The organism is Pseudomonas acericola (SeqCode), assembly GCF_053456465.1.
The window spans coordinates 261,302-281,986 of the sequence record NZ_JBRFJB010000006.1 but is presented as its reverse complement, the minus strand read 5'-3'; the positions used below and the strand labels follow the sequence as shown (position 1 = coordinate 281,986).

17 protein-coding genes and 4 tRNA genes are annotated in these 20,685 nt (G+C 55.2%); all 21 read left to right on the top strand.

Annotation, left to right across the window (positions count from 1 at the left end; all coding sequences use genetic code 11):
- The first annotated feature begins 237 nt into the window (after positions 1–237).
- The 21 genes from birA (at position 238) to rplC (ending at position 20,679) form a co-directional block, all read left to right on the top strand.
- A complete protein-coding gene (birA, locus tag ACU688_RS22660) occupies positions 238–1,197 on the top strand; it encodes a bifunctional biotin--[acetyl-CoA-carboxylase] ligase/biotin operon repressor BirA (RefSeq protein WP_448186446.1) in 960 nt (319 codons plus the stop codon).
- Positions 1,187–1,936 (top strand): pantothenate kinase, encoded by a 750-nt coding sequence (locus ACU688_RS22655; protein WP_448186445.1) that lies wholly within the window; start codon positions 1,187–1,189, stop codon positions 1,934–1,936. Before birA ends, ACU688_RS22655 begins: the two co-directional genes overlap by 11 nt.
- A gap of 7 nt (positions 1,937–1,943) precedes the next feature.
- Entirely contained in the window at positions 1,944–2,390 is a 447-nt protein-coding gene (locus ACU688_RS22650; protein ID WP_448186444.1) for a hypothetical protein, read from the top strand.
- A gap of 143 nt (positions 2,391–2,533) precedes the next feature.
- Positions 2,534–2,618 (top strand) — tRNA-Tyr (locus ACU688_RS22645).
- A gap of 24 nt (positions 2,619–2,642) precedes the next feature.
- Positions 2,643–2,716, top strand: a tRNA-Gly gene (locus ACU688_RS22640).
- A gap of 26 nt (positions 2,717–2,742) precedes the next feature.
- A tRNA-Thr gene (locus ACU688_RS22635) sits at positions 2,743–2,818 on the top strand.
- Between the two features lie 161 nt (positions 2,819–2,979).
- Positions 2,980–3,055: transfer RNA gene (locus ACU688_RS22630), tRNA-Trp, on the top strand.
- A gap of 45 nt (positions 3,056–3,100) precedes the next feature.
- A complete protein-coding gene (secE, locus tag ACU688_RS22625) occupies positions 3,101–3,469 on the top strand; it encodes a preprotein translocase subunit SecE (protein ID WP_005791990.1) in 369 nt (122 codons plus the stop codon).
- 9 nt (positions 3,470–3,478) lie between these two features.
- Positions 3,479–4,012 (top strand): transcription termination/antitermination protein NusG, encoded by a 534-nt coding sequence (gene nusG / locus ACU688_RS22620; protein ID WP_003176436.1) that lies wholly within the window; start codon positions 3,479–3,481, stop codon positions 4,010–4,012.
- Positions 4,013–4,129: 117 nt separating this feature from the next.
- Positions 4,130–4,561, top strand: coding sequence for a 50S ribosomal protein L11 (rplK, locus tag ACU688_RS22615; protein WP_003210097.1), 432 nt, complete (start codon positions 4,130–4,132; stop codon positions 4,559–4,561).
- Complete coding sequence (gene rplA, locus ACU688_RS22610; protein WP_003176434.1) at positions 4,561–5,256, top strand: 50S ribosomal protein L1; 696 nt, start codon at positions 4,561–4,563, stop codon at positions 5,254–5,256. Before rplK ends, rplA begins: the two co-directional genes overlap by 1 nt.
- A 198-nt stretch (positions 5,257–5,454) precedes the next feature.
- A complete protein-coding gene (gene rplJ / locus ACU688_RS22605; protein ID WP_016969477.1) occupies positions 5,455–5,955 on the top strand; it encodes a 50S ribosomal protein L10 in 501 nt (166 codons plus the stop codon).
- Between the two features lie 78 nt (positions 5,956–6,033).
- Positions 6,034–6,399, top strand: coding sequence for a 50S ribosomal protein L7/L12 (rplL, locus tag ACU688_RS22600; protein WP_017736673.1), 366 nt, complete (start codon positions 6,034–6,036; stop codon positions 6,397–6,399).
- 219 nt (positions 6,400–6,618) lie between these two features.
- On the top strand, positions 6,619–10,692 hold the full coding sequence (rpoB, locus tag ACU688_RS22595; RefSeq protein WP_026136778.1) for a DNA-directed RNA polymerase subunit beta: 4,074 nt from the start codon (positions 6,619–6,621) through the stop codon (positions 10,690–10,692).
- A gap of 64 nt (positions 10,693–10,756) precedes the next feature.
- Entirely contained in the window at positions 10,757–14,956 is a 4,200-nt protein-coding gene (gene rpoC, locus ACU688_RS22590) for a DNA-directed RNA polymerase subunit beta' (protein ID WP_257780146.1), read from the top strand.
- A 216-nt stretch (positions 14,957–15,172) separates the two neighbouring features.
- Complete coding sequence (gene rpsL, locus ACU688_RS22585; protein WP_002555494.1) at positions 15,173–15,544, top strand: 30S ribosomal protein S12; 372 nt, start codon at positions 15,173–15,175, stop codon at positions 15,542–15,544.
- Positions 15,545–15,662: 118 nt separating this feature from the next.
- Positions 15,663–16,133 (top strand): 30S ribosomal protein S7, encoded by a 471-nt coding sequence (gene rpsG, locus ACU688_RS22580; RefSeq protein WP_002555493.1) that lies wholly within the window; start codon positions 15,663–15,665, stop codon positions 16,131–16,133.
- 30 nt (positions 16,134–16,163) lie between these two features.
- The gene (gene fusA / locus ACU688_RS22575) at positions 16,164–18,269 is read left to right on the top strand and encodes an elongation factor G (protein ID WP_448186443.1); all 2,106 of its coding nucleotides are present in this window, start codon (positions 16,164–16,166) and stop codon (positions 18,267–18,269) included.
- A 31-nt stretch (positions 18,270–18,300) separates the two neighbouring features.
- A complete protein-coding gene (tuf, locus tag ACU688_RS22570; RefSeq protein ID WP_448186442.1) occupies positions 18,301–19,494 on the top strand; it encodes an elongation factor Tu in 1,194 nt (397 codons plus the stop codon).
- Between the two features lie 156 nt (positions 19,495–19,650).
- The gene (rpsJ, locus tag ACU688_RS22565; RefSeq protein ID WP_003186070.1) at positions 19,651–19,962 is read left to right on the top strand and encodes a 30S ribosomal protein S10; all 312 of its coding nucleotides are present in this window, start codon (positions 19,651–19,653) and stop codon (positions 19,960–19,962) included.
- An 81-nt stretch (positions 19,963–20,043) separates the two neighbouring features.
- Positions 20,044–20,679, top strand: coding sequence for a 50S ribosomal protein L3 (gene rplC / locus ACU688_RS22560; protein WP_003194649.1), 636 nt, complete (start codon positions 20,044–20,046; stop codon positions 20,677–20,679).
- Positions 20,680–20,685 lie beyond the last annotated feature (6 nt).

The window sequence follows — 20,685 nt, the reverse complement described above, 5'->3', positions numbered from 1 at the left end:
CAGTGAAACGATGCATCGCCGATGGTAGTGTGGGGTTTCCCCATGTGAGAGTAGGTCATCGTCAAGATTAAATTCCGAAACCCCATTTGCGAAAGCAGATGGGGTTTTGTTTTGGGCGCGAGAAAAGCAGGCCACGCGGTGCTAAACAGTGCCCACGTGGGTGCTAAATCTTAGGCTTTCTATGCAATGACCCAGCGCATGGCTATCATGCCTGCCTCATTGTGAGGCGATATCTGCATGCTGACGTTGTTAAAACTTCTGAAAGATGGCCGATTCCACTCTGGAGAAGCGCTAGGCGCTGCCCTGGGTGTTAGCCGTAGTGCTGTCTGGAAGCAGCTCCAGCACCTTGAGGCGGAATTGAATTTGCCTATCCATAAGGTGCGCGGAAAGGGGTACCAACTTGCATCTCCGCTGGTGTTCTTGAGTGCTGAAGAAATTGCACTGAGAGCGCCTGCCTTGGGCTGGCCCATCCATATCTCCGATTCTATTGATTCCACCAATGCTGAAGCTTTGCGACTTGTAGCTGCTGAATGTCCCGCTCCGTTTCTAGTGCTCGCGGAACAGCAAACAGCGGGCAGGGGTAGGCGGGGCCGAACATGGGTCAGTCCGTATGCGCAGAATGTGTATTACAGCCTCGTGTTACGCATTGAGGATGGTCTGCGACAGTTGGAAGGATTGAGCCTGGTTGTCGGTCTGGCGGTCATGCAGGCCCTGCGTGAGTCGGGCGTGCAGGGCGCTGCTTTGAAGTGGCCGAACGATGTCTTGGTCGGTCAGCAGAAAATTGCCGGAATCCTGTTGGAGTTGGTGGGTGACCCCGCGGATATTTGCCACGTTGTCCTTGGCATAGGCATTAATGTGAATATGCAGAAGTCCGATGCCATCGACCAGCAGTGGACATCGGTACAGCTTGAGGCAGGTGCGCCAGTTGATCGCAATTCGTTGGTTGCGAGGCTGGGGCAACAGTTGCTAAGCCATCTGGAGCGACACAAGGCCGATGGATTTGCAGCGCTTCAGGGTGAGTGGGAGCGTAATCATGCGTGGCAGGGGCGGACGGTTTCCCTCATTGCCGGCGTCAATCAAGTTGACGGGGTGGTGCTGGGTGTCGATCGCCAGGGCGCCTTGCGCTTGAGTGTTGATGGTGTTGAAAAAATCTACAGCGGTGGTGAGTTAAGCCTGAGGTTGCGTGATGATTCTTGAGCTCGACTGTGGCAATAGCTTTATCAAGTGGCGGGTGCTTGATTCGAATTGGTCGGCGGCTTCCGCGGAAGGTGTCGTTGGCTCGGATATGGCTTTGATTGAAAGCCTGGTGGCCGTTCCTGGCTTGCTGCTCACGCGCTGCCGGTTGGTGAGTGTCCGGGCGCTGGAGGAGACCAGTAAGCTGGTGCAGGCGCTGGAGGGGGCTTTCGGTGTTGTTGTCTCTTGTGCCTCTCCGGCACGAGAAATGGCCGGCGTGCGCAATGGCTATGAAGATTTCGAACGTCTTGGCCTTGATCGTTGGCTGGCGATGCTGGGTGGATTCAAGTTGGCGTCAGGTGCTTGCCTGGTGCTTGATTTTGGTACGGCGGCGACAGCAGATTTCATTGGCTCAGACGGCGAACACTTGGGGGGGTTCATTTGCCCTGGTATGCCTCTCATGCGTAATCAGCTGCGCACGCACACACGCAAGATACGTTACGACGATGCTGCCGCTGAGCAAGCGCTGGAGCGACTCTCACCAGGTCGTACGACAGTAGAAGCGGTGGAGCGTGGGTGTACGCTGATGCTCAGGGGGTTTGTGTTGACTCAGTTAGAGCTCGCCCGAAGCTACTGGGGGGACGACTTCACGGTGTTCCTTACCGGGGGGGACGCTGATTTGGTCTTGGATGCAGTGCCGCAGGCGCGCCTCGTTCCTGATCTGGTTTTCGTTGGTTTGGCGATGGCGTGCCCTTTGTCTTGAGGTGTTTATGCGTTGGTTGTTTTTGCTTTTACTCGTCCTCAACGCCTTCTACTACGTGTGGCATCAGCAAGAAGCGCCGCTGCGCGCCAAGGATGTAACGCCCTTGAGCCTCTATCGGGGTTCCCAGCAGGATATTCGCTTGCTGAGCGAGTCCTCGGATGCGACTGCCAGGAAAGAGCGTGCAAAAGCCTCTGATGCGCAAAATACATGTTTGTACATCGGTGGTTTTGTCGACCAGCGCCAGGTGCAGTCCTTGGAGCAGCGACTGATCAGCCTGGATATAAAGGTCAAGGTACAGTTGCTGAGCACTCCTGAGGCCTCTGGTTACTGGCTGCGCGTAGCGCCTGAAAGCCGACGCCTGGCTGATGATCTGCCCTTTGAAAACCTTGCTAAGGAATTCAATGAGTTAAAACATAAAATAATGTTGTGCGAAGGCGTTGCAACTCTCGAATAGTTTGCATAGAATGGCGCCCGCTTCGCAGTGAAGACCTTTAAGGTCTACAAGGTGAGGCGAACGTCAACGCAGCTAACCTCATATTTTTAAATGAGAAAATGCTTGACAGAAGGTCGGCGTGATGTAAAATGCCGGCTCGCTTAGGAGGGGTTCCCGAGCGGCCAAAGGGATCAGACTGTAAATCTGACGTCTACGACTTCGAAGGTTCGAATCCTTCCCCCTCCACCATTTTTAGCGTGAGCTGCAAGCTCCGCGGGTATAGTTTAGTGGTAGAACCTCAGCCTTCCAAGCTGATGATGCGGGTTCGATTCCCGCTACCCGCTCCAAGTTTGCAGGTTGTGCAATGTGTTTCGCTCTTGTAGCTCAGTTGGTAGAGCACACCCTTGGTAAGGGTGAGGTCAGCGGTTCAAATCCGCTCAAGAGCTCCATATAACAAGGCAGATATGAAAATATCTGCCTTTGTTTTAACAGCTGCCTCGGCTCGATTCTGGTTTTTCTGGCGCTTGTGTCGGGTGGTTTCAAGTCTGTTGGGGTTGGTTGTTGTAAAGTCTTTTTCAGGCCTGCATAATGGTCGGCCTGATTTTGTTTTAGGTCAGTAGCTCAATTGGCAGAGCGACGGTCTCCAAAACCGTAGGTTGGGGGTTCGATTCCCTCCTGACCTGCCAGATTCACGTGGTGTGTCTGGCTTTCTTTTCACAGGATCTTCATAGATGACTCCTAAGGCTGAAGCTCAAAGCTCTCGTTTCGATCTGTTCAAGTGGCTCGCTGTAGTTGCCTTGGTGGTCGTAGGCGTTGTTGGCAATCAGTACTATTCTGCTTCGCCGATCCTGTACCGCGTACTCGCTTTGCTTGCCCTTGCTGCTGTAGCTGCCTTTGTAGGTCTGCAGACTGCCAAAGGCAAGTCTTTCGCGGTCCTGGTAAAGGAAGCTCGCACCGAAATTCGTAAAGTCGTTTGGCCGACTCGCCAAGAAACCACGCAGACCACGTTGATCGTTGTGGCTGTTGTACTGGTTATGGCGTTGCTGTTGTGGGGTCTTGATTCCCTGCTCGGCTGGCTTGTTTCCTTGATTGTTGGCTAAGGGTGTCCCGTGGCTAAGCGTTGGTACGTTGTGCATGCTTACTCGGGTTACGAGAAGCATGTTATGCGCTCTTTGCTAGAGCGCGTAAAGCTGGCAGGCATGGAAGATGGCTTCGGCGAAATTCTGGTTCCCACTGAAGAAGTGGTTGAAATGCGGAATGGTCAGAAGCGAAAAAGCGAACGCAAGTTCTTCCCTGGCTACGTGCTGGTTCAGATGGACATGAATGAAGGTACTTGGCACTTGGTCAAGGATACCCCTCGTGTCATGGGTTTCATTGGCGGAACTGCTGATAAGCCTGCTCCAATCACTGACAAAGAGGCGGAAGCAATTCTGCGTCGCGTTGCTGATGGTAGCGACAAGCCTAAGCCGAAGACGTTGTTCGAGCCAGGTGAGGTTGTTCGTGTCACAGATGGTCCGTTTGCTGATTTCAACGGTACTGTCGAAGAAGTTAACTACGAAAAGAGCCGGATCCAAGTGGCGGTGCTCATTTTCGGTCGCTCTACTCCGGTAGAGTTGGAGTTCAGCCAGGTCGAGAAGGTCTAGCTGAATAAGCATCCCAACCCCACAGCCTTAGGCTGTGGGGTTTTGTCGTCACTGGGATAAACGCGCAAGTAACCGGGGAGCCTTTCGAGGCGCTTGAACCCGTAATTGGAGTGCCTCATGGCCAAGAAGATTACCGCTTACATCAAGCTGCAAGTGAAGGCCGCTCAGGCCAACCCAAGCCCACCCGTCGGCCCAGCTCTGGGTCAGCACGGCGTGAACATCATGGAATTCTGCAAGGCCTTCAACGCCCGTACTCAGGGTATTGAGCCAGGTCTGCCGACTCCAGTGATCATCACTGTATATAGCGACCGTAGCTTCACCTTCGAAACCAAGTCGACCCCGGCTTCGGTTCTGTTGAAGAAAGCTGCTGGTCTGACTAGCGGTTCCGCTCGTCCTAACACCGTTAAAGTCGGCACTGTAACTCGTGCTCAGCTGGAAGAAATCGCGAAAACCAAAAACGCGGATCTGACTGCAGCTGATATGGATGCAGCCGTGCGTACCATCGCCGGTTCTGCTCGTAGCATGGGCCTTAACGTGGAGGGTGTGTAATGGCTAAGCTGACCAAGCGCCAAAAGGCTATCGCCGGCAAAATCGAAGCAGGCAAGTCCTACAACTTTGTAGACGCTGCTGCCCTGCTGACCGAGCTGTCGACTGTCAAGTTCAGCGAGTCCGTTGACGTTGCTGTAAACCTGGGTGTTGACCCACGTAAATCCGACCAGGTCGTTCGTAGCGCTACTGTGCTGCCACACGGTACTGGCAAGACTGTACGTGTAGCTGTCTTCACCCAAGGCCCGGCAGCTGAAGCTGCTCTGGCCGCCGGCGCTGACCGCGTTGGCATGGACGACCTGGCTGCCGAAATGAAAGGCGGCGACCTGAACTATGACGTAGTTATTGCTTCCCCGGATGCAATGCGCGTTGTAGGTCAGTTGGGTCAGATCCTCGGTCCACGCGGCCTGATGCCTAACCCTAAAGTCGGCACCGTGACTCCAGACGTAGCTACCGCGGTTAAAAACGCCAAGGCTGGTCAGGTTCGTTATCGCACCGACAAAAACGGCATCATCCACACCTCCGTTGGCAAAGTCGGCTTCGATGCCGTCAAGCTGAAGGAAAACGTTGAAGCCCTGATCGCTGATCTGAAGCGTATCAAGCCAGCTTCCTCGAAAGGTATCTACGTCAAGCGCGTTACCCTGAGCACCACTATGGGCCCAGGTCTGGTCATCGACCAAGGCTCGCTGGACGTATAAGACACAGATTGGCGCGAGAGATTGCGCCAATTGAAAAATTGGGGTCCCTGCCTGGCGGGGGCTATCCAAGACCGTAGGCGGCGCAAGCCTTAAACCTCAAGCCTACGCAGATGGTGCTCCCGGTTCCTTACCGAATCAGACACCAAAACGACATCCGGCTCCGGCCAGATGAAACGGTAACAAGCAGGAGTTAAACCCGTGGCAATTAATCTCGAAGACAAGAAGGCCATCGTCGCTGAAGTCAACGAGGCTGCCAAAGCTGCTCTGTCCGCTGTCGTGGCTGATGCCCGTGGTGTGACAGTAGGCGCTATGACCGGACTCCGTAAAGAGGCTCGTGAAGCTGGCGTTTACGTACGTGTTGTACGTAACACTCTGCTCAAGCGCGCTGTTGCTGACACTGAATACAGTGTTCTCAACGACGTGTTCACTGGCCCGACTCTGATCGCGTTCTCCAAAGAGCATCCAGGCGCCGCTGCCCGTTTGTTCAAGGAATTCGCCAAGAGTCAGGATAAGTTCGAGATCAAGGCAGCTGCGTTCGAGGGCAAGTTCCTCGCAGCTAACCAAATCGACGTACTGGCAACACTGCCGACCCGCGACGAAGCCATTTCGCAGCTGATGAGCGTGATTCAAGGCGCTACCAGCAAGCTGGCTCGTACTCTGGCCGCAGTTCGCGAGCAAAAAGAAGCTGCCGCAGCCTAAGGCTGAGCGACTTCTCTCGCGTATTTTTGTTTATTTCGATGGCCGTGTAGGCCGTCCCCCAATTCAGGAAATACAGCAATGTCTATCTCCCAAGACGATATCCTCAACGCCGTAGCTGAAATGTCGGTTCTGCAGGTTGTTGAGCTGATCAAAGCTTTCGAAGAAAAATTCGGCGTTTCCGCTGCCGCTGCTTCGGCTGGCCCAGCTGCTGCTGCTGCCGTTGTTGAAGAGCAAACCGAATTCAACGTCATGCTGACCGAAGCTGGCGAGAAGAAAGTAAACGTGATCAAGGCAGTACGTGAACTGACCGGTCTGGGCCTGAAAGAAGCCAAGGCTGTAGTTGACGGCGCTCCTGCCGTGGTTCTGGAAGCTGTGTCGAAAGACGCTGCTGACAAAGCCAAAGCTACTCTGGAAGAAGCAGGCGCTAAAGTCGAGCTGAAGTAAGCATCGACCTTGCGTCTCCAGCCCAAGCGTTAAGCTGAAGGCTGATGGCTGGTGGCTCTTGCCACCGGCCTTTTTCCGTTCTTGGCTGCCGACTAGGTCGCCGCCATTAACGCGCTGTAGCCACCCGAAGCGGTGGTGCAAACCAAGGGGTTTGCAAGATTTTCTGGCTGCTCCCGTCGGAGGGGCCAAACAAGCAGGTGACCAAGCTGGGGAACGCTGATGGCTTACTCATATACTGAGAAAAAACGTATCCGCAAGGACTTTAGCAAGTTGCCGGACGTCATGGATGTCCCGTACCTTCTGGCTATCCAGCTGGATTCGTATCGTGAATTCTTGCAGGCGGGAGCGACCAAAGATCAGTTCCGCGACGTGGGCCTGCATGCGGCCTTCAAATCCGTTTTCCCGATCATCAGCTACTCCGGCAATGCTGCGCTGGAGTACGTGGGTTATCGCCTGGGCGAACCGGCATTTGATGTCAAAGAATGCGTGTTGCGCGGTGTTACGTACGCCGTACCTTTGCGGGTTAAAGTCCGTCTGATCATTTTCGACAAAGAATCGTCGAACAAAGCGATCAAGGACATCAAAGAGCAAGAAGTCTACATGGGCGAAATCCCACTGATGACTGAAAACGGTACCTTCGTAATCAACGGTACCGAGCGTGTAATCGTTTCCCAGCTGCACCGTTCCCCGGGCGTGTTCTTCGACCACGACCGCGGCAAGACGCACAGCTCCGGTAAACTCCTGTACTCCGCGCGGATCATTCCGTACCGCGGTTCGTGGTTGGACTTCGAGTTCGACCCGAAAGACTGCGTGTTCGTGCGTATCGACCGTCGTCGCAAGCTGCCGGCCTCGGTACTGCTGCGCGCGCTCGGTTATACCACTGAGCAAGTGCTGGACGCTTTCTACACCACCAACGTATTCAGCCTGAAGGATGAAACCCTCAAGCTGGAGCTGATCGCTTCGCGTCTGCGTGGTGAAATTGCCGTCCTGGACATCCAGGATGAAAACGGCAAGGTGATTGTTGAGGCTGGCCGTCGTATTACTGCGCGCCACATCAACCAGATCGAAAAAGCCGGTATCAAAGAGCTGGAAGTGCCTCTGGACTACGTCCTGGGTCGCACCACCGCCAAGGTTATCGTTCACCCGGCCACAGGCGAAATCCTGGCTGAGTGCAACACCGAGCTGAACACCGAGATCCTGGCGAAAATCGCCAAGGCCCAGGTTGTTCGCATCGAGACCCTGTACACCAACGATATCGACTGCGGTCCGTTCGTCTCCGACACTCTGAAGATCGACTCCACCAGCAACCAATTGGAAGCGCTGGTCGAGATCTATCGCATGATGCGTCCTGGCGAGCCGCCAACCAAAGACGCTGCCGAGACCCTGTTCAACAACCTGTTCTTCAGCCCTGAGCGCTATGACCTGTCTGCGGTCGGCCGGATGAAGTTCAACCGTCGTATCGGTCGTACCGAGATCGAAGGTTCGGGCGTGCTGTGCAAGGAAGACATCGTCGCGGTACTGAAGACCCTGGTCGACATCCGTAACGGTAAAGGCATCGTCGATGACATCGACCACCTGGGTAACCGTCGTGTTCGCTGCGTAGGCGAAATGGCCGAGAACCAGTTCCGCGTTGGCCTGGTACGTGTTGAGCGTGCGGTCAAAGAGCGTCTGTCGATGGCTGAAAGCGAAGGCCTGATGCCGCAAGACCTGATCAACGCCAAACCAGTGGCTGCGGCGGTGAAAGAGTTCTTCGGTTCCAGCCAGCTCTCGCAGTTCATGGACCAGAACAACCCGCTCTCCGAGATCACCCACAAGCGCCGTGTTTCTGCACTGGGCCCGGGCGGTCTGACCCGTGAGCGTGCAGGCTTTGAAGTTCGTGACGTACATCCGACGCACTACGGTCGTGTTTGCCCGATCGAAACGCCGGAAGGTCCGAACATCGGCCTGATCAACTCCTTGGCTGCCTATGCGCGCACCAACCAGTACGGCTTCCTTGAGAGCCCGTACCGCGTGGTGAAAGACGCTCTGGTCACCGACGAGATCGTGTTCCTGTCCGCCATCGAAGAAGCTGATCACGTGATCGCTCAGGCTTCGGCCACGATGAACGACAAGAAAGTCCTGGTCGACGAGCTGGTAGCTGTTCGTCACTTGAACGAGTTCACCGTCAAGGCGCCGGAAGACGTCACCTTGATGGACGTATCGCCGAAGCAGGTAGTTTCGGTTGCTGCGTCGCTGATCCCGTTCCTGGAGCACGATGACGCCAACCGTGCGTTGATGGGTTCCAACATGCAGCGTCAAGCTGTACCGACCCTGCGCGCTGACAAGCCGCTGGTAGGTACCGGCATGGAGCGTAACGTAGCCCGTGACTCCGGCGTTTGCGTCGTGGCTCGTCGTGGCGGCGTGATCGACTCCGTTGATGCCAGCCGTATCGTGGTTCGTGTTGCCGATGACGAAGTTGAAACTGGCGAAGCCGGTGTCGACATCTACAACCTGACCAAATACACCCGCTCGAACCAGAACACCTGCATCAACCAGCGTCCGCTGGTGAGCAAGGGTGATCGCGTTCAGCGTAGCGACATCATGGCCGACGGCCCGTCCACCGATATGGGTGAGCTGGCTCTGGGTCAGAACATGCGCATCGCGTTCATGGCATGGAACGGCTTCAACTTCGAAGACTCCATCTGCCTGTCCGAGCGTGTGGTTCAAGAAGACCGCTTCACCACGATCCACATCCAGGAACTGACCTGTGTGGCACGTGACACCAAGCTTGGGCCTGAGGAAATCACTGCAGACATCCCGAACGTGGGTGAAGCTGCACTGAACAAGCTGGACGAAGCAGGTATCGTTTACGTAGGTGCTGAAGTCGGCGCAGGCGACATTCTGGTCGGTAAGGTCACTCCGAAAGGCGAGACCCAACTGACGCCAGAAGAAAAACTGCTGCGTGCCATCTTCGGTGAAAAAGCCAGCGACGTTAAAGACACCTCCCTGCGTGTACCTACTGGTACCAAGGGTACTGTTATCGACGTACAGGTCTTCACCCGTGACGGCGTTGAGCGTGATGCTCGTGCACTGTCCATCGAGAAGACCCAGCTCGACGAGATCCGCAAGGATCTGAACGAAGAGTTCCGTATCGTTGAAGGCGCGACCTTCGAACGTCTGCGTTCCGCTCTAGTAGGCCACAAGGCTGAAGGCGGCGCAGGTCTGAAGAAAGGTCAGGACATCACCGACGAAATCCTCGACGGTCTTGAGCACGGCCAGTGGTTCAAACTGCGCATGGCTGAAGATGCTCTGAACGAGCAGCTCGAGAAGGCCCAGGCCTACATCGTTGATCGCCGCCGTCTGCTGGACGACAAGTTCGAAGACAAGAAGCGCAAACTGCAGCAGGGCGATGACCTGGCTCCAGGCGTGCTGAAAATCGTCAAGGTTTACCTGGCAATCCGTCGCCGCATCCAGCCGGGCGACAAGATGGCCGGTCGTCACGGTAACAAAGGTGTGGTCTCCGTGATCATGCCGGTTGAAGACATGCCGCACGATGCCAATGGCACCCCGGTCGACGTCGTCCTCAACCCGCTGGGCGTACCTTCGCGTATGAACGTTGGTCAGATCCTTGAAACCCACCTGGGCCTCGCGGCCAAAGGTCTGGGCGAGAAGATCAACCGTATGATCGAAGAGCAACGCAAGGTCGCTGACCTGCGTAAGTTCCTGCACGAGATCTACAACGAGATCGGCGGTCGCAACGAAGAGCTGGACACCTTCTCCGACCAGGAAATCCTGGATCTGGCGAAGAACCTGCGCGGCGGCGTTCCAATGGCTACCCCGGTATTCGACGGTGCCAAGGAAAGCGAAATCAAGGCCATGCTGAAACTGGCAGACCTGCCAGAAAGCGGCCAGATGCAGCTGTTCGACGGCCGTACCGGCAACAAGTTCGAGCGCCCGGTTACTGTTGGCTACATGTACATGCTGAAGCTGAACCACTTGGTAGACGACAAGATGCACGCTCGTTCTACCGGTTCGTACAGCCTGGTTACCCAGCAGCCGCTGGGTGGTAAGGCTCAGTTCGGTGGTCAGCGTTTCGGGGAGATGGAGGTCTGGGCACTGGAAGCATACGGTGCTGCTTACACTCTGCAAGAAATGCTCACAGTGAAGTCGGACGATGTGAACGGTCGGACCAAGATGTACAAAAACATCGTGGACGGCGATCACCGTATGGAGCCGGGCATGCCCGAGTCCTTCAACGTGTTGATCAAAGAAATTCGTTCCCTCGGCATCGATATCGATCTGGAAACCGAATAACACGTGACGCGAATCGAGAGCGGGGCTGTTTAGCCCGCTCTCTGCTCCGCCAGGAGGAAAGGCCTTGAAAGACCTACTGAATTTGCTGAAAAACCAGGGTCAAGTCGAAGAGTTCGACGCCATCCGTATTGGATTGGCATCGCCTGAGATGATCCGTTCGTGGTCGTTCGGTGAAGTTAAAAAGCCGGAAACCATCAACTACCGTACGTTCAAACCTGAGCGTGACGGCCTGTTCTGCGCCAAGATCTTTGGCCCGGTAAAGGATTACGAGTGCCTGTGCGGTAAGTACAAGCGCTTGAAGCACCGTGGTGTGATCTGCGAGAAGTGCGGCGTTGAAGTTGCACTGGCTAAAGTTCGTCGTGAGCGCATGGCGCACATCGAACTGGCTTCGCCGGTTGCTCACATCTGGTTCCTGAAATCGCTGCCGTCCCGTATCGGCTTGCTGATGGACATGACCCTGCGTGATATCGAACGCGTTCTCTACTTCGAGAGCTATGTCGTTATCGATCCAGGCATGACCACCCTTGAGAAAGGTCAGCTGCTGAACGACGAGCAGTACTTCGAAGCGCTGGAAGAGTTCGGCGACGATTTCGATGCCCGCATGGGTGCCGAAGCTGTCCGTGAACTGCTGCACGCTATCGACCTGGAGCACGAGATTGGCCGTCTGCGCGAAGAAATTCCGCAAACCAACTCGGAAACCAAGATCAAGAAACTGTCCAAGCGTCTGAAGTTGATGGAAGCCTTCCAGGGTTCCGGCAACTTGCCAGAGTGGATGGTGCTGACCGTTCTGCCGGTTCTGCCGCCAGACCTGCGTCCGCTGGTACCGTTGGACGGTGGTCGTTTCGCGACGTCCGACCTCAACGACCTGTACCGCCGCGTGATCAACCGTAACAACCGCTTGAAGCGCCTGCTTGATCTGTCCGCTCCGGACATCATCGTGCGCAACGAAAAGCGTATGTTGCAAGAAGCTGTCGATGCCTTGCTCGACAACGGTCGTCGTGGCCGCGCTATCACCGGTTCGAACAAGCGTCCACTGAAATCCTTGGCTGACATGATCAAGGGTAAGCAAGGTCGTTTCCGTCAGAACTTGCTCGGTAAGCGTGTTGACTACTCCGGTCGTTCGGTAATTACCGTAGGCCCGACCCTGCGTCTGCACCAGTGCGGTCTGCCTAAGAAGATGGCGCTTGAGCTGTTCAAGCCATTCATCTTCGGCAAGTTGGAAATGCGTGGTCTCGCGACCACCATCAAAGCGGCCAAGAAAATGGTCGAGCGCGAACTGCCAGAGGTTTGGGACGTTCTCGCTGAAGTGATCCGCGAACACCCGGTTCTCCTCAACCGTGCACCGACCCTTCACCGTCTGGGTATCCAGGCGTTTGAACCGGTACTGATCGAAGGTAAGGCTATCCAGCTGCACCCTCTGGTCTGTGCTGCGTACAACGCCGACTTCGACGGCGACCAAATGGCCGTGCACGTACCGCTGACACTGGAAGCCCAGTTGGAAGCGCGTGCGTTGATGATGTCGACCAACAACATTCTGTCGCCAGCCAACGGTGAGCCAATCATCGTTCCGTCGCAGGACGTTGTATTGGGTCTGTACTACATGACCCGTGAAGCGATCAACGCCAAGGGTGAAGGTCGTGTGTTCGCTGACCTGCAAGAAGTTGACCGTGTGTTCCGTGCCGGCGAAGCCGCACTGCACGCCAAGGTCAAAGTGCGGATCAACGAAACCGTCAACGACCGTGATGGCGGCAGCGTGAGCGGCACCCGTATCGTCGACACTACCGTCGGCCGTGCGCTGCTGTATCAAGTTGTGCCAAAAGGTCTGTCGTACGACGTCGTCAACCTGCCGATGAAGAAGAAAGCGATCTCCAAGCTGATCAACCAGTGCTACCGCGTGGTTGGTTTGAAAGAGACCGTGATCTTCGCTGACCAGTTGATGTACACCGGTTTTGCTTATTCGACCATTTCCGGCGTTTCCATCGGTGTTAACGACTTCGTTATCCCGGATGAAAAAGCCCAGATCATCGGTGCTGCTACCGATGAAGTGAAAGAGATCGAAAGCCAGTACGCCTCCGGCCTGGTAACCCAGGGCGAGAAGTACAACAAAGTGATCGACCTTTGGTCGAAGGCGAACGACGAAGTTTCCAAGGCGATGATGGCCAACCTCTCGAAAGAGAAGGTTATCGACCGTCACGGCGTGGAAGTCGATCAAGAGTCCTTCAACTCGATGTACATGATGGCCGACTCGGGCGCACGGGGTTCTGCTGCGCAGATCCGTCAGCTCGCCGGTATGCGTGGCCTGATGGCCAAGCCGGACGGTTCCATCATCGAAACGCCGATTACTGCGAACTTCCGTGAAGGTTTGAGCGTACTTCAGTACTTCATCTCCACTCACGGTGCTCGTAAGGGTCTTGCGGATACCGCGTTGAAAACCGCTAACTCGGGTTACCTGACTCGTCGTCTGGTAGACGTTGCACAAGATCTGGTTGTAACCGAGATCGACTGCGGCACCGAGCACGGCCTGCTGATGACTCCGCACATCGAAGGCGGTGACGTTGTAGAGCCGTTGGGTGAGCGCGTACTGGGTCGAGTGATCGCCCGTGACGTATTCAAGCCAGGCACCGAAGAAATCATCGTTCCTGCCGGTACTCTGGTAGACGAGAAGTGGGTCGAGTTCATCGAACTCAACAGCATCGACGAAGTGATTGTTCGTTCGCCGATCAGCTGCGAAACCCGCTACGGTATTTGCGCCAAGTGCTACGGCCGTGACTTGGCTCGTGGTCACCAGGTGAACATCGGTGAAGCGGTCGGCGTTATCGCTGCCCAGTCCATCGGTGAGCCGGGTACCCAGCTGACCATGCGTACGTTCCACATCGGTGGTGCGGCAAGCCGGACCTCCGCAGCTGACAGTGTTCAGGTGAAGAATGGCGGTACCGTCCGTCTGCACAACCTGAAGCACGTTGAGCGAGTGGATGGCCACTTGGTTGCTGTGTCCCGTTCCGGTGAGCTGGCAATCGCTGATGACTACGGTCGTGAGCGTGAGCGCTACAAGCTGCCGTACGGTGCTGTAATTTCGGTTAAAGAAGGTGACAAGGTCGACGCTGGCGCAATCGTGGCCAAGTGGGATCCGCACACTCACCCAATCGTTACCGAAATGAAAGGTACCGTGACCTACGTGGGCATGGAAGAAGGCATCACGATCAAGCGTCAGACTGACGAATTGACCGGTATGACCAACATTGAAGTACTCGACGCGAAAGATCGTCCAGCTGCCGGTAAAGACATCCGTCCTGCCGTGAAGATGGTCGATGACAACGGCAAGGACTTGTTGCTGCCAGGCACTGACGTAATCGCTCAGTACTTCCTGCCAGCCAACGCCCTGGTCGGTGTAGCGGATGGTGCGAAGATCGCGATCGGTGATGTTATCGCTCGTATCCCGCAAGAAACTTCGAAAACTCGAGACATCACCGGTGGTCTGCCGCGTGTTGCCGACTTGTTCGAAGCTCGTCGTCCGAAAGAAGCGTCGATTCTGGCTGAAGTCAGCGGCACCATCGCGTTCGGTAAAGAGACCAAAGGCAAGCGCCGTCTGGTCATTACCCCGAACGACGGTAGCGATCCGTACGAAGAGCTGATTCCAAAGTGGCGTCACCTGAACGTGTTCGAAGGCGAACAGGTAAACCGCGGCGAAGTTATCTCCGACGGCCCGAGCGACCCACACGACATCCTGCGTCTGCTGGGTGTGAGTGCGCTGGCCAAGTACATCGTGAACGAGATCCAGGACGTTTACCGTCTGCAAGGCGTGAAGATCAACGACAAGCACATCGAGACCATCCTGCGTCAGATGCTGCGTAAAGTTGAAATCGCTGAATCCGGCGATTCCAGTTTCATCAAGGGCGACCAGATGGAACTGACTCACGTACTGGTAGAAAACGAGCGTCTGGCTGGCGACGAGAAATTCGTTTCCAAATTCACTCGTGTGTTGCTGGGTATCACCAAGGCGTCGTTGTCCACTGAGTCGTTCATCTCGGCGGCCTCCTTCCAGGAGACCACCCGCGTACTGACCGAAGCAGCGGTAACCGGCAAGCGCGACTACCTGCGCGGCCTGAAAGAAAACGTGGTTGTGGGTCGTTTGATCCCGGCGGGTACCGGTTTGGCTTACCACAGCGAGCGCAAGCGCCGCCGTGATGCTGACAAGCCGCTGCGCGTAAGCGCCAGTGAAGTGGAAGCTGCACTGACCGAAGCGCTGAACTCAAGCGGTAACTGAGTTCTGCGATAAATAAGACCGGGCCCTGGCAGCCCCATTCGTCGGATCGAGGCAGTTTTGCCCCGGTTCGATGAGAGGGGAGGTCGGGGCCTTGCCTTGACTGGGGGCAAGATCCTCTTTAGACTCTTGTACCCCTAAATTTGGCGGGAATTCGTTCCTGCCATTTTGCTTTTCTTGCAAGACAATAGCGTCGCAAGACAACAGTGGAGCTAGTAGATGGCAACTATCAACCAGCTGGTACGTCAGCCGCGTAAGCGTATCGTCGAGAAATCCGACGTACCTGCGCTGCAGAACTGCCCGCAACGTCGTGGCGTATGCACCCGTGTGTATACCACCACGCCGAAAAAACCTAACTCGGCACTGCGTAAAGTATGCCGTGTGCGCCTGACCAACGGTTTCGAGGTTTCCTCGTACATCGGCGGTGAAGGCCACAACCTGCAAGAGCACAGCGTGGTACTGATCCGCGGCGGTCGTGTAAAAGACTTGCCAGGTGTTCGTTACCACACCGTACGCGGCTCCTTGGATACTTCCGGCGTTAAAGGTCGTAACCAGGGTCGTTCGAAGTACGGTACCAAGAAGCCTAAGTAGTAGCGGCTTTTTGTAAAACTGAATCATCTTATTTTCTGAGTCGATAAGAGTAAGGTCGGAGGCGTCCCGAAAGGGCACCGATTCCGAGCGAACCTGAAGACCGTTTGAGGGCTTATCCATGCCAAGAAGACGCGTAGCAGCCAAGCGCGAAGTGCTTGACGATCCAAAATACGGAAGCCAAATCCTGGCCAAGTTCATGAACCACGTGATGGAAAGCGGCAAGAAAGCCGTTGCCGAGCGTATCGTTTATGGCGCGCTGGAAAAGGTTAAAGAACGCAAGAACAGCGACCCCCTGGAAATCTTCGAGAAAGCTCTCGACGCCATCGCTCCGCTGGTCGAAGTGAAGTCGCGCCGTGTAGGCGGTGCTACTTACCAGGTTCCGGTTGAAGTTCGTCCGTCCCGTCGTAACGCTCTGGCAATGCGCTGGTTGGTAGACTTCGCCCGTAAGCGTGGCGAGAAGTCTATGGCTCTGCGTTTGGCCGGCGAACTGTTGGACGCTGCCGAAGGTAAAGGTGCTGCTGTTAAGAAGCGTGAAGACGTGCACCGTATGGCTGAAGCTAACAAAGCTTTCTCGCACTACCGCTTCTAATCTTAGCTTCACTAATTTTGCGAGGGCTTTATGGCTCGTACTACTCCGATTAGCCGCTACCGTAACATCGGTATCGTCGCTCACGTGGATGCTGGTAAAACCACCACCACCGAGCGCGTACTGTTTTACACCGGCAAAAGTCACAAAATGGGCGAGGTGCATGACGGCGCCGCGACCACAGACTGGATGGTTCAGGAGCAGGAGCGTGGTATTACCATTACTTCTGCTGCTATTACCGCCTTCTGGAAAGGTTCTGAGAAGCAGTACAAAGACGAGCATCGCTTCAACGTAATCGATACCCCGGGCCACGTAGACTTCACCATTGAAGTTGAACGTTCCCTGCGCGTGCTCGACGGCGCTGTCGTTGTGTTCTGCGGTACCTCGGGTGTTGAGCCTCAGTCGGAAACCGTATGGCGTCAAGCCAACAAGTACGGCGTTCCACGTCTTGTTTACGTAAACAAGATGGACCGTGCTGGCGCCAACTTCCTGCGCGTGATCGGTCAGATCAAGCAGCGTCTGGGTCACACTCCGGTGCCAATCCAATTGGCTATCGGTTCCGAAGACAACTTCCAGGGTCAGATCGATCTGCTCGCCATGGAAGCTGTTTACTGGAATGATTCCGACAAAGGTATGGTTCCTGTTCGTAAGCCTATCCCTGAAGAGCTTCAGGAGTTGGCTGACGAGTGGCGCGGTAACATGGTTGAGGCTGCTGCCGAAGCCAGCGAAGAGCTGATGAACAAGTACCTCGAGGGTGAAGAACTCACCAACGTGGAAATCAAGGCTGCTCTGCGTCAGCGTACCATCGCTGGCGAAATCGTCTTGGCTGTTTGTGGTTCTTCCTTCAAGAACAAGGGTGTTCCCCTGGTTCTCGACGCCGTTATCGACTACCTGCCGGCTCCAACCGACATTCCTGCTATCAAGGGCTCCAACCCTGATAACGAGGAAGAAGAGATGGAGCGTCATGCAGACGACAACGAGCCGTTCTCGGCTCTGGCGTTCAAGATCGCTACCGACCCATTCGTGGGTACCTTGACCTTCGTCCGCGTTTACTCGGGCGTGTTGGCATCCGGCGACGGCGTGATCAACTCGGTTAAAGGCAAGAAAGAGCGCGTGGGTCGTATGGTGCAAATGCACGCAAACGCCCGTGAAGAGATCAAGGAAGTACGCGCTGGTGACATCGCGGCCCTGATCGGCATGAAGGACGTCACCACTGGTGAAACCTTGTGCGACGCTGCCAAGCCAATCATCCTGGTTCGTATGGACTTCCCGGAGCCGGTTATTTCGGTTGCCGTAGAGCCTAAGACCAAGGATGACCAGGAAAAAATGGGTATCGCTCTGGGCAAGCTTGCTCAGGAGGATCCATCTTTCCGCGTTAAGACTGATGAAGAGACTGGTCAAACGATCATCTCCGGCATGGGCGAGTTGCACCTGGACATCCTGGTTGACCGGATGCGCCGTGAGTTCAACGTCGAAGCCAACATCGGTAAGCCTCAGGTTTCCTATCGTGAGCGCATCACGAAGAACTGCGAAATCGAAGGCAAGTTCGTTCGTCAGTCCGGCGGTCGTGGTCAGTTCGGTCACTGCTGGATCCGTTTTGCTCCTGCTGACGAAGGTCAGGAAGGTCTGCAATTCGTGAACGAAGTAGTGGGTGGTGTGGTTCCTAAGGAATACATCCCTGCTATCCAGAAGGGCATCGAAGAGCAGATGAAGAACGGCGTTGTTGCCGGCTATCCGCTGATCGGCCTGAAAGCAACCGTTTTTGACGGTTCTTACCACGACGTCGACTCCAACGAGATGGCGTTCAAGGTAGCTGCCTCCATGGCAACCAAGCAACTGGCCCAGAAGGGCGGTGGTGAGTTGCTTGAGCCGATCATGGCGGTAGAAGTTGTTACACCTGAAGACTATATGGGTGATGTCATGGGCGACCTTAACCGTCGTCGCGGCATGATCTTGGGTATGGAAGACACGGTTTCCGGCAAAGTGATTCGCGCCGAGGTTCCGTTGGGTGAGATGTTCGGTTATGCGACCGACGTTCGCTCCATGTCCCAGGGTCGCGCAAGCTACTCTATGGAATTCAAGAAATACAATACGGCTCCGTCGCACATCGTCGAAACCGTTACCAAAAAACAAGGCTGATTCAGCCCGTTTAGGCTAGGAGTTAATTGTCGTGGCTAAAGAAAAATTTGATCGTTCCCTACCGCACGTAAACGTTGGCACCATCGGCCACGTTGACCACGGTAAAACCACTCTGACCGCAGCTCTGACTCGCGTTTGCTCCGAAGTATTCGGTTCTGCAATCGTTGACTTCGATAAGATCGATAGCGCTCCAGAAGAAAAAGCTCGTGGTATCACCATCAACACCGCGCACGTAGAGTACAACTCTTCGATTCGTCACTACGCTCACGTTGACTGCCCAGGTCACGCTGACTATGTGAAGAACATGATCACCGGTGCTGCCCAGATGGACGGCGCGATCCTGGTTTGCTCGGCCGCTGATGGTCCGATGCCACAAACCCGTGAGCACATCCTGCTGTCCCGTCAGGTAGGCGTTCCGTACATCGTGGTTTTCCTGAACAAGGCTGACCTGGTAGACGACGCTGAGCTGCTGGAACTGGTTGAGATGGAAGTGCGCGATCTGCTGAGCACTTACGACTTCCCAGGCGACGACACTCCGATCATCATCGGTTCTGCTCGTATGGCTCTGGAAGGCAAAGACGACAACGAAATGGGTACTACCGCTGTTAAGAAGCTGGTAGAAACTCTGGACAGCTACATCCCAGAGCCAGTTCGTCTGACCGACAAGCCGTTCCTGATGCCAATCGAAGACGTATTCTCGATCTCCGGTCGCGGTACTGTTGTGACTGGTCGTATCGAGCGCGGTATCGTTCGCATTCAAGATCCGCTGGAAATCGTTGGTCTGCGTGACACTACCGTCACCACCTGCACCGGTGTTGAAATGTTCCGCAAACTGCTCGACGAAGGTCGTGCTGGCGAGAACTGCGGCGTTCTGCTGCGTGGTACCAAGCGTGACGACGTTGAGCGTGGCCAGGTTCTGGTTAAGCCAGGCACCGTTAAGCCGCACACCAAGTTCACCGCAGAAGTCTACGTTCTGAGCAAAGAAGAAGGCGGTCGTCACACTCCGTTCTTCAAAGGCTACCGTCCTCAGTTCTACTTCCGTACTACTGACGTGACTGGTAACTGCCAGCTGCCAGAAGGCGTTGAAATGGTAATGCCAGGTGATAACATCCAAATGGAAGTTACCCTGATCAAAACCATCGCAATGGAAGATGGTCTGCGCTTCGCTATCCGTGAAGGCGGCCGTACCGTTGGTGCTGGTGTTGTAGCTAAAATCATCGAGTAAGCTCTTTTTGAGTTAGCTTGATGTTTTGAAAAAGCCTCCGCTCAGCGGGGGCTTTTTTTATTGGGTTGACACCTATCTGGGGCGTCTATAGAATTGCGCCTCCTTTTAACGGGCGTATTGCGCTCGCTGGGAATAGCAGCCGGAGTCTGAAATCCAATGCAAAATCAGCAAATCCGTATCAGGTTGAAGGCTTTTGACCATCGCCTGATCGACCAATCCACCCAGGAAATCGTGGAAACCGCGAAACGTACTGGTGCACAAGTGCGTGGTCCAATTCCACTGCCTACCCGTAAAGAGCGGTTCACCGTTCTGGTCTCCCCGCACGTCAACAAAGACGCGCGTGACCAGTACGAGATCCGTACTCATAAGCGCGTTCTGGACATCGTCCAGCCAACGGATAAAACCGTTGATGCACTTATGAAGCTTGATCTGGCGGCCGGTGTGGAAGTACAGATCAGCCTCGGCTAAGACTTGGGTCTTAGTCGTGTAACGCTCTGAAATGGGCGGCCATAGCGGGTGAAAGCCCCGTACACTCATGAGGTTTACAACATGACTATTGGTGTAGTCGGTCGTAAATGCGGTATGACCCGTATTTTCACCGAAGAAGGTGTCTCCATTCCGGTCACGGTCATTGAGATCGAACCGAATCGCGTCACCCAGTTCAAAACTGAAGAAACCGATGGCTATCGTGCAGTGCAAGTCACTGTCGGCGAGCGTCGTGCTTCGCGCGTGACTGCTGCTCAAGCAGGTCACTTCGCAAAAGCAAACGTTGCAGCTGGTCGTACTGTTATGGAGTTCCGTCTTGAAGATGGCGACTACCAGGCTGGCGATCTGATCAACGCTGAAATCTTCGCCGCTGGTCAACTGGTTGATGTAACCGGTCAGTCCAAGGGTAAAGGCTTCCAGGGTACGATCAAGCGTTGGAATTTCCGTGGTCAAGACAACACTCACGGTAACTCCGTTTCCCACCGCGTCCCGGGCTCTATTGGCCAGTGCCAGACTCCTGGTCGTGTATTCAAGGGCAAAAAAATGTCCGGTCATATGGGCGCTGAGCGCGTGACCGTGCAGTCCCTCGAAGTAGTGCGCGTCGACGCTGAACGCAATCTGTTGTTGGTCAAGGGTGCTGTTCCTGGCGCTACTGGCGGCAACCTGGTTGTACGTCCAGCGGCCAAGGCTCGCGGTTAAGGGGAA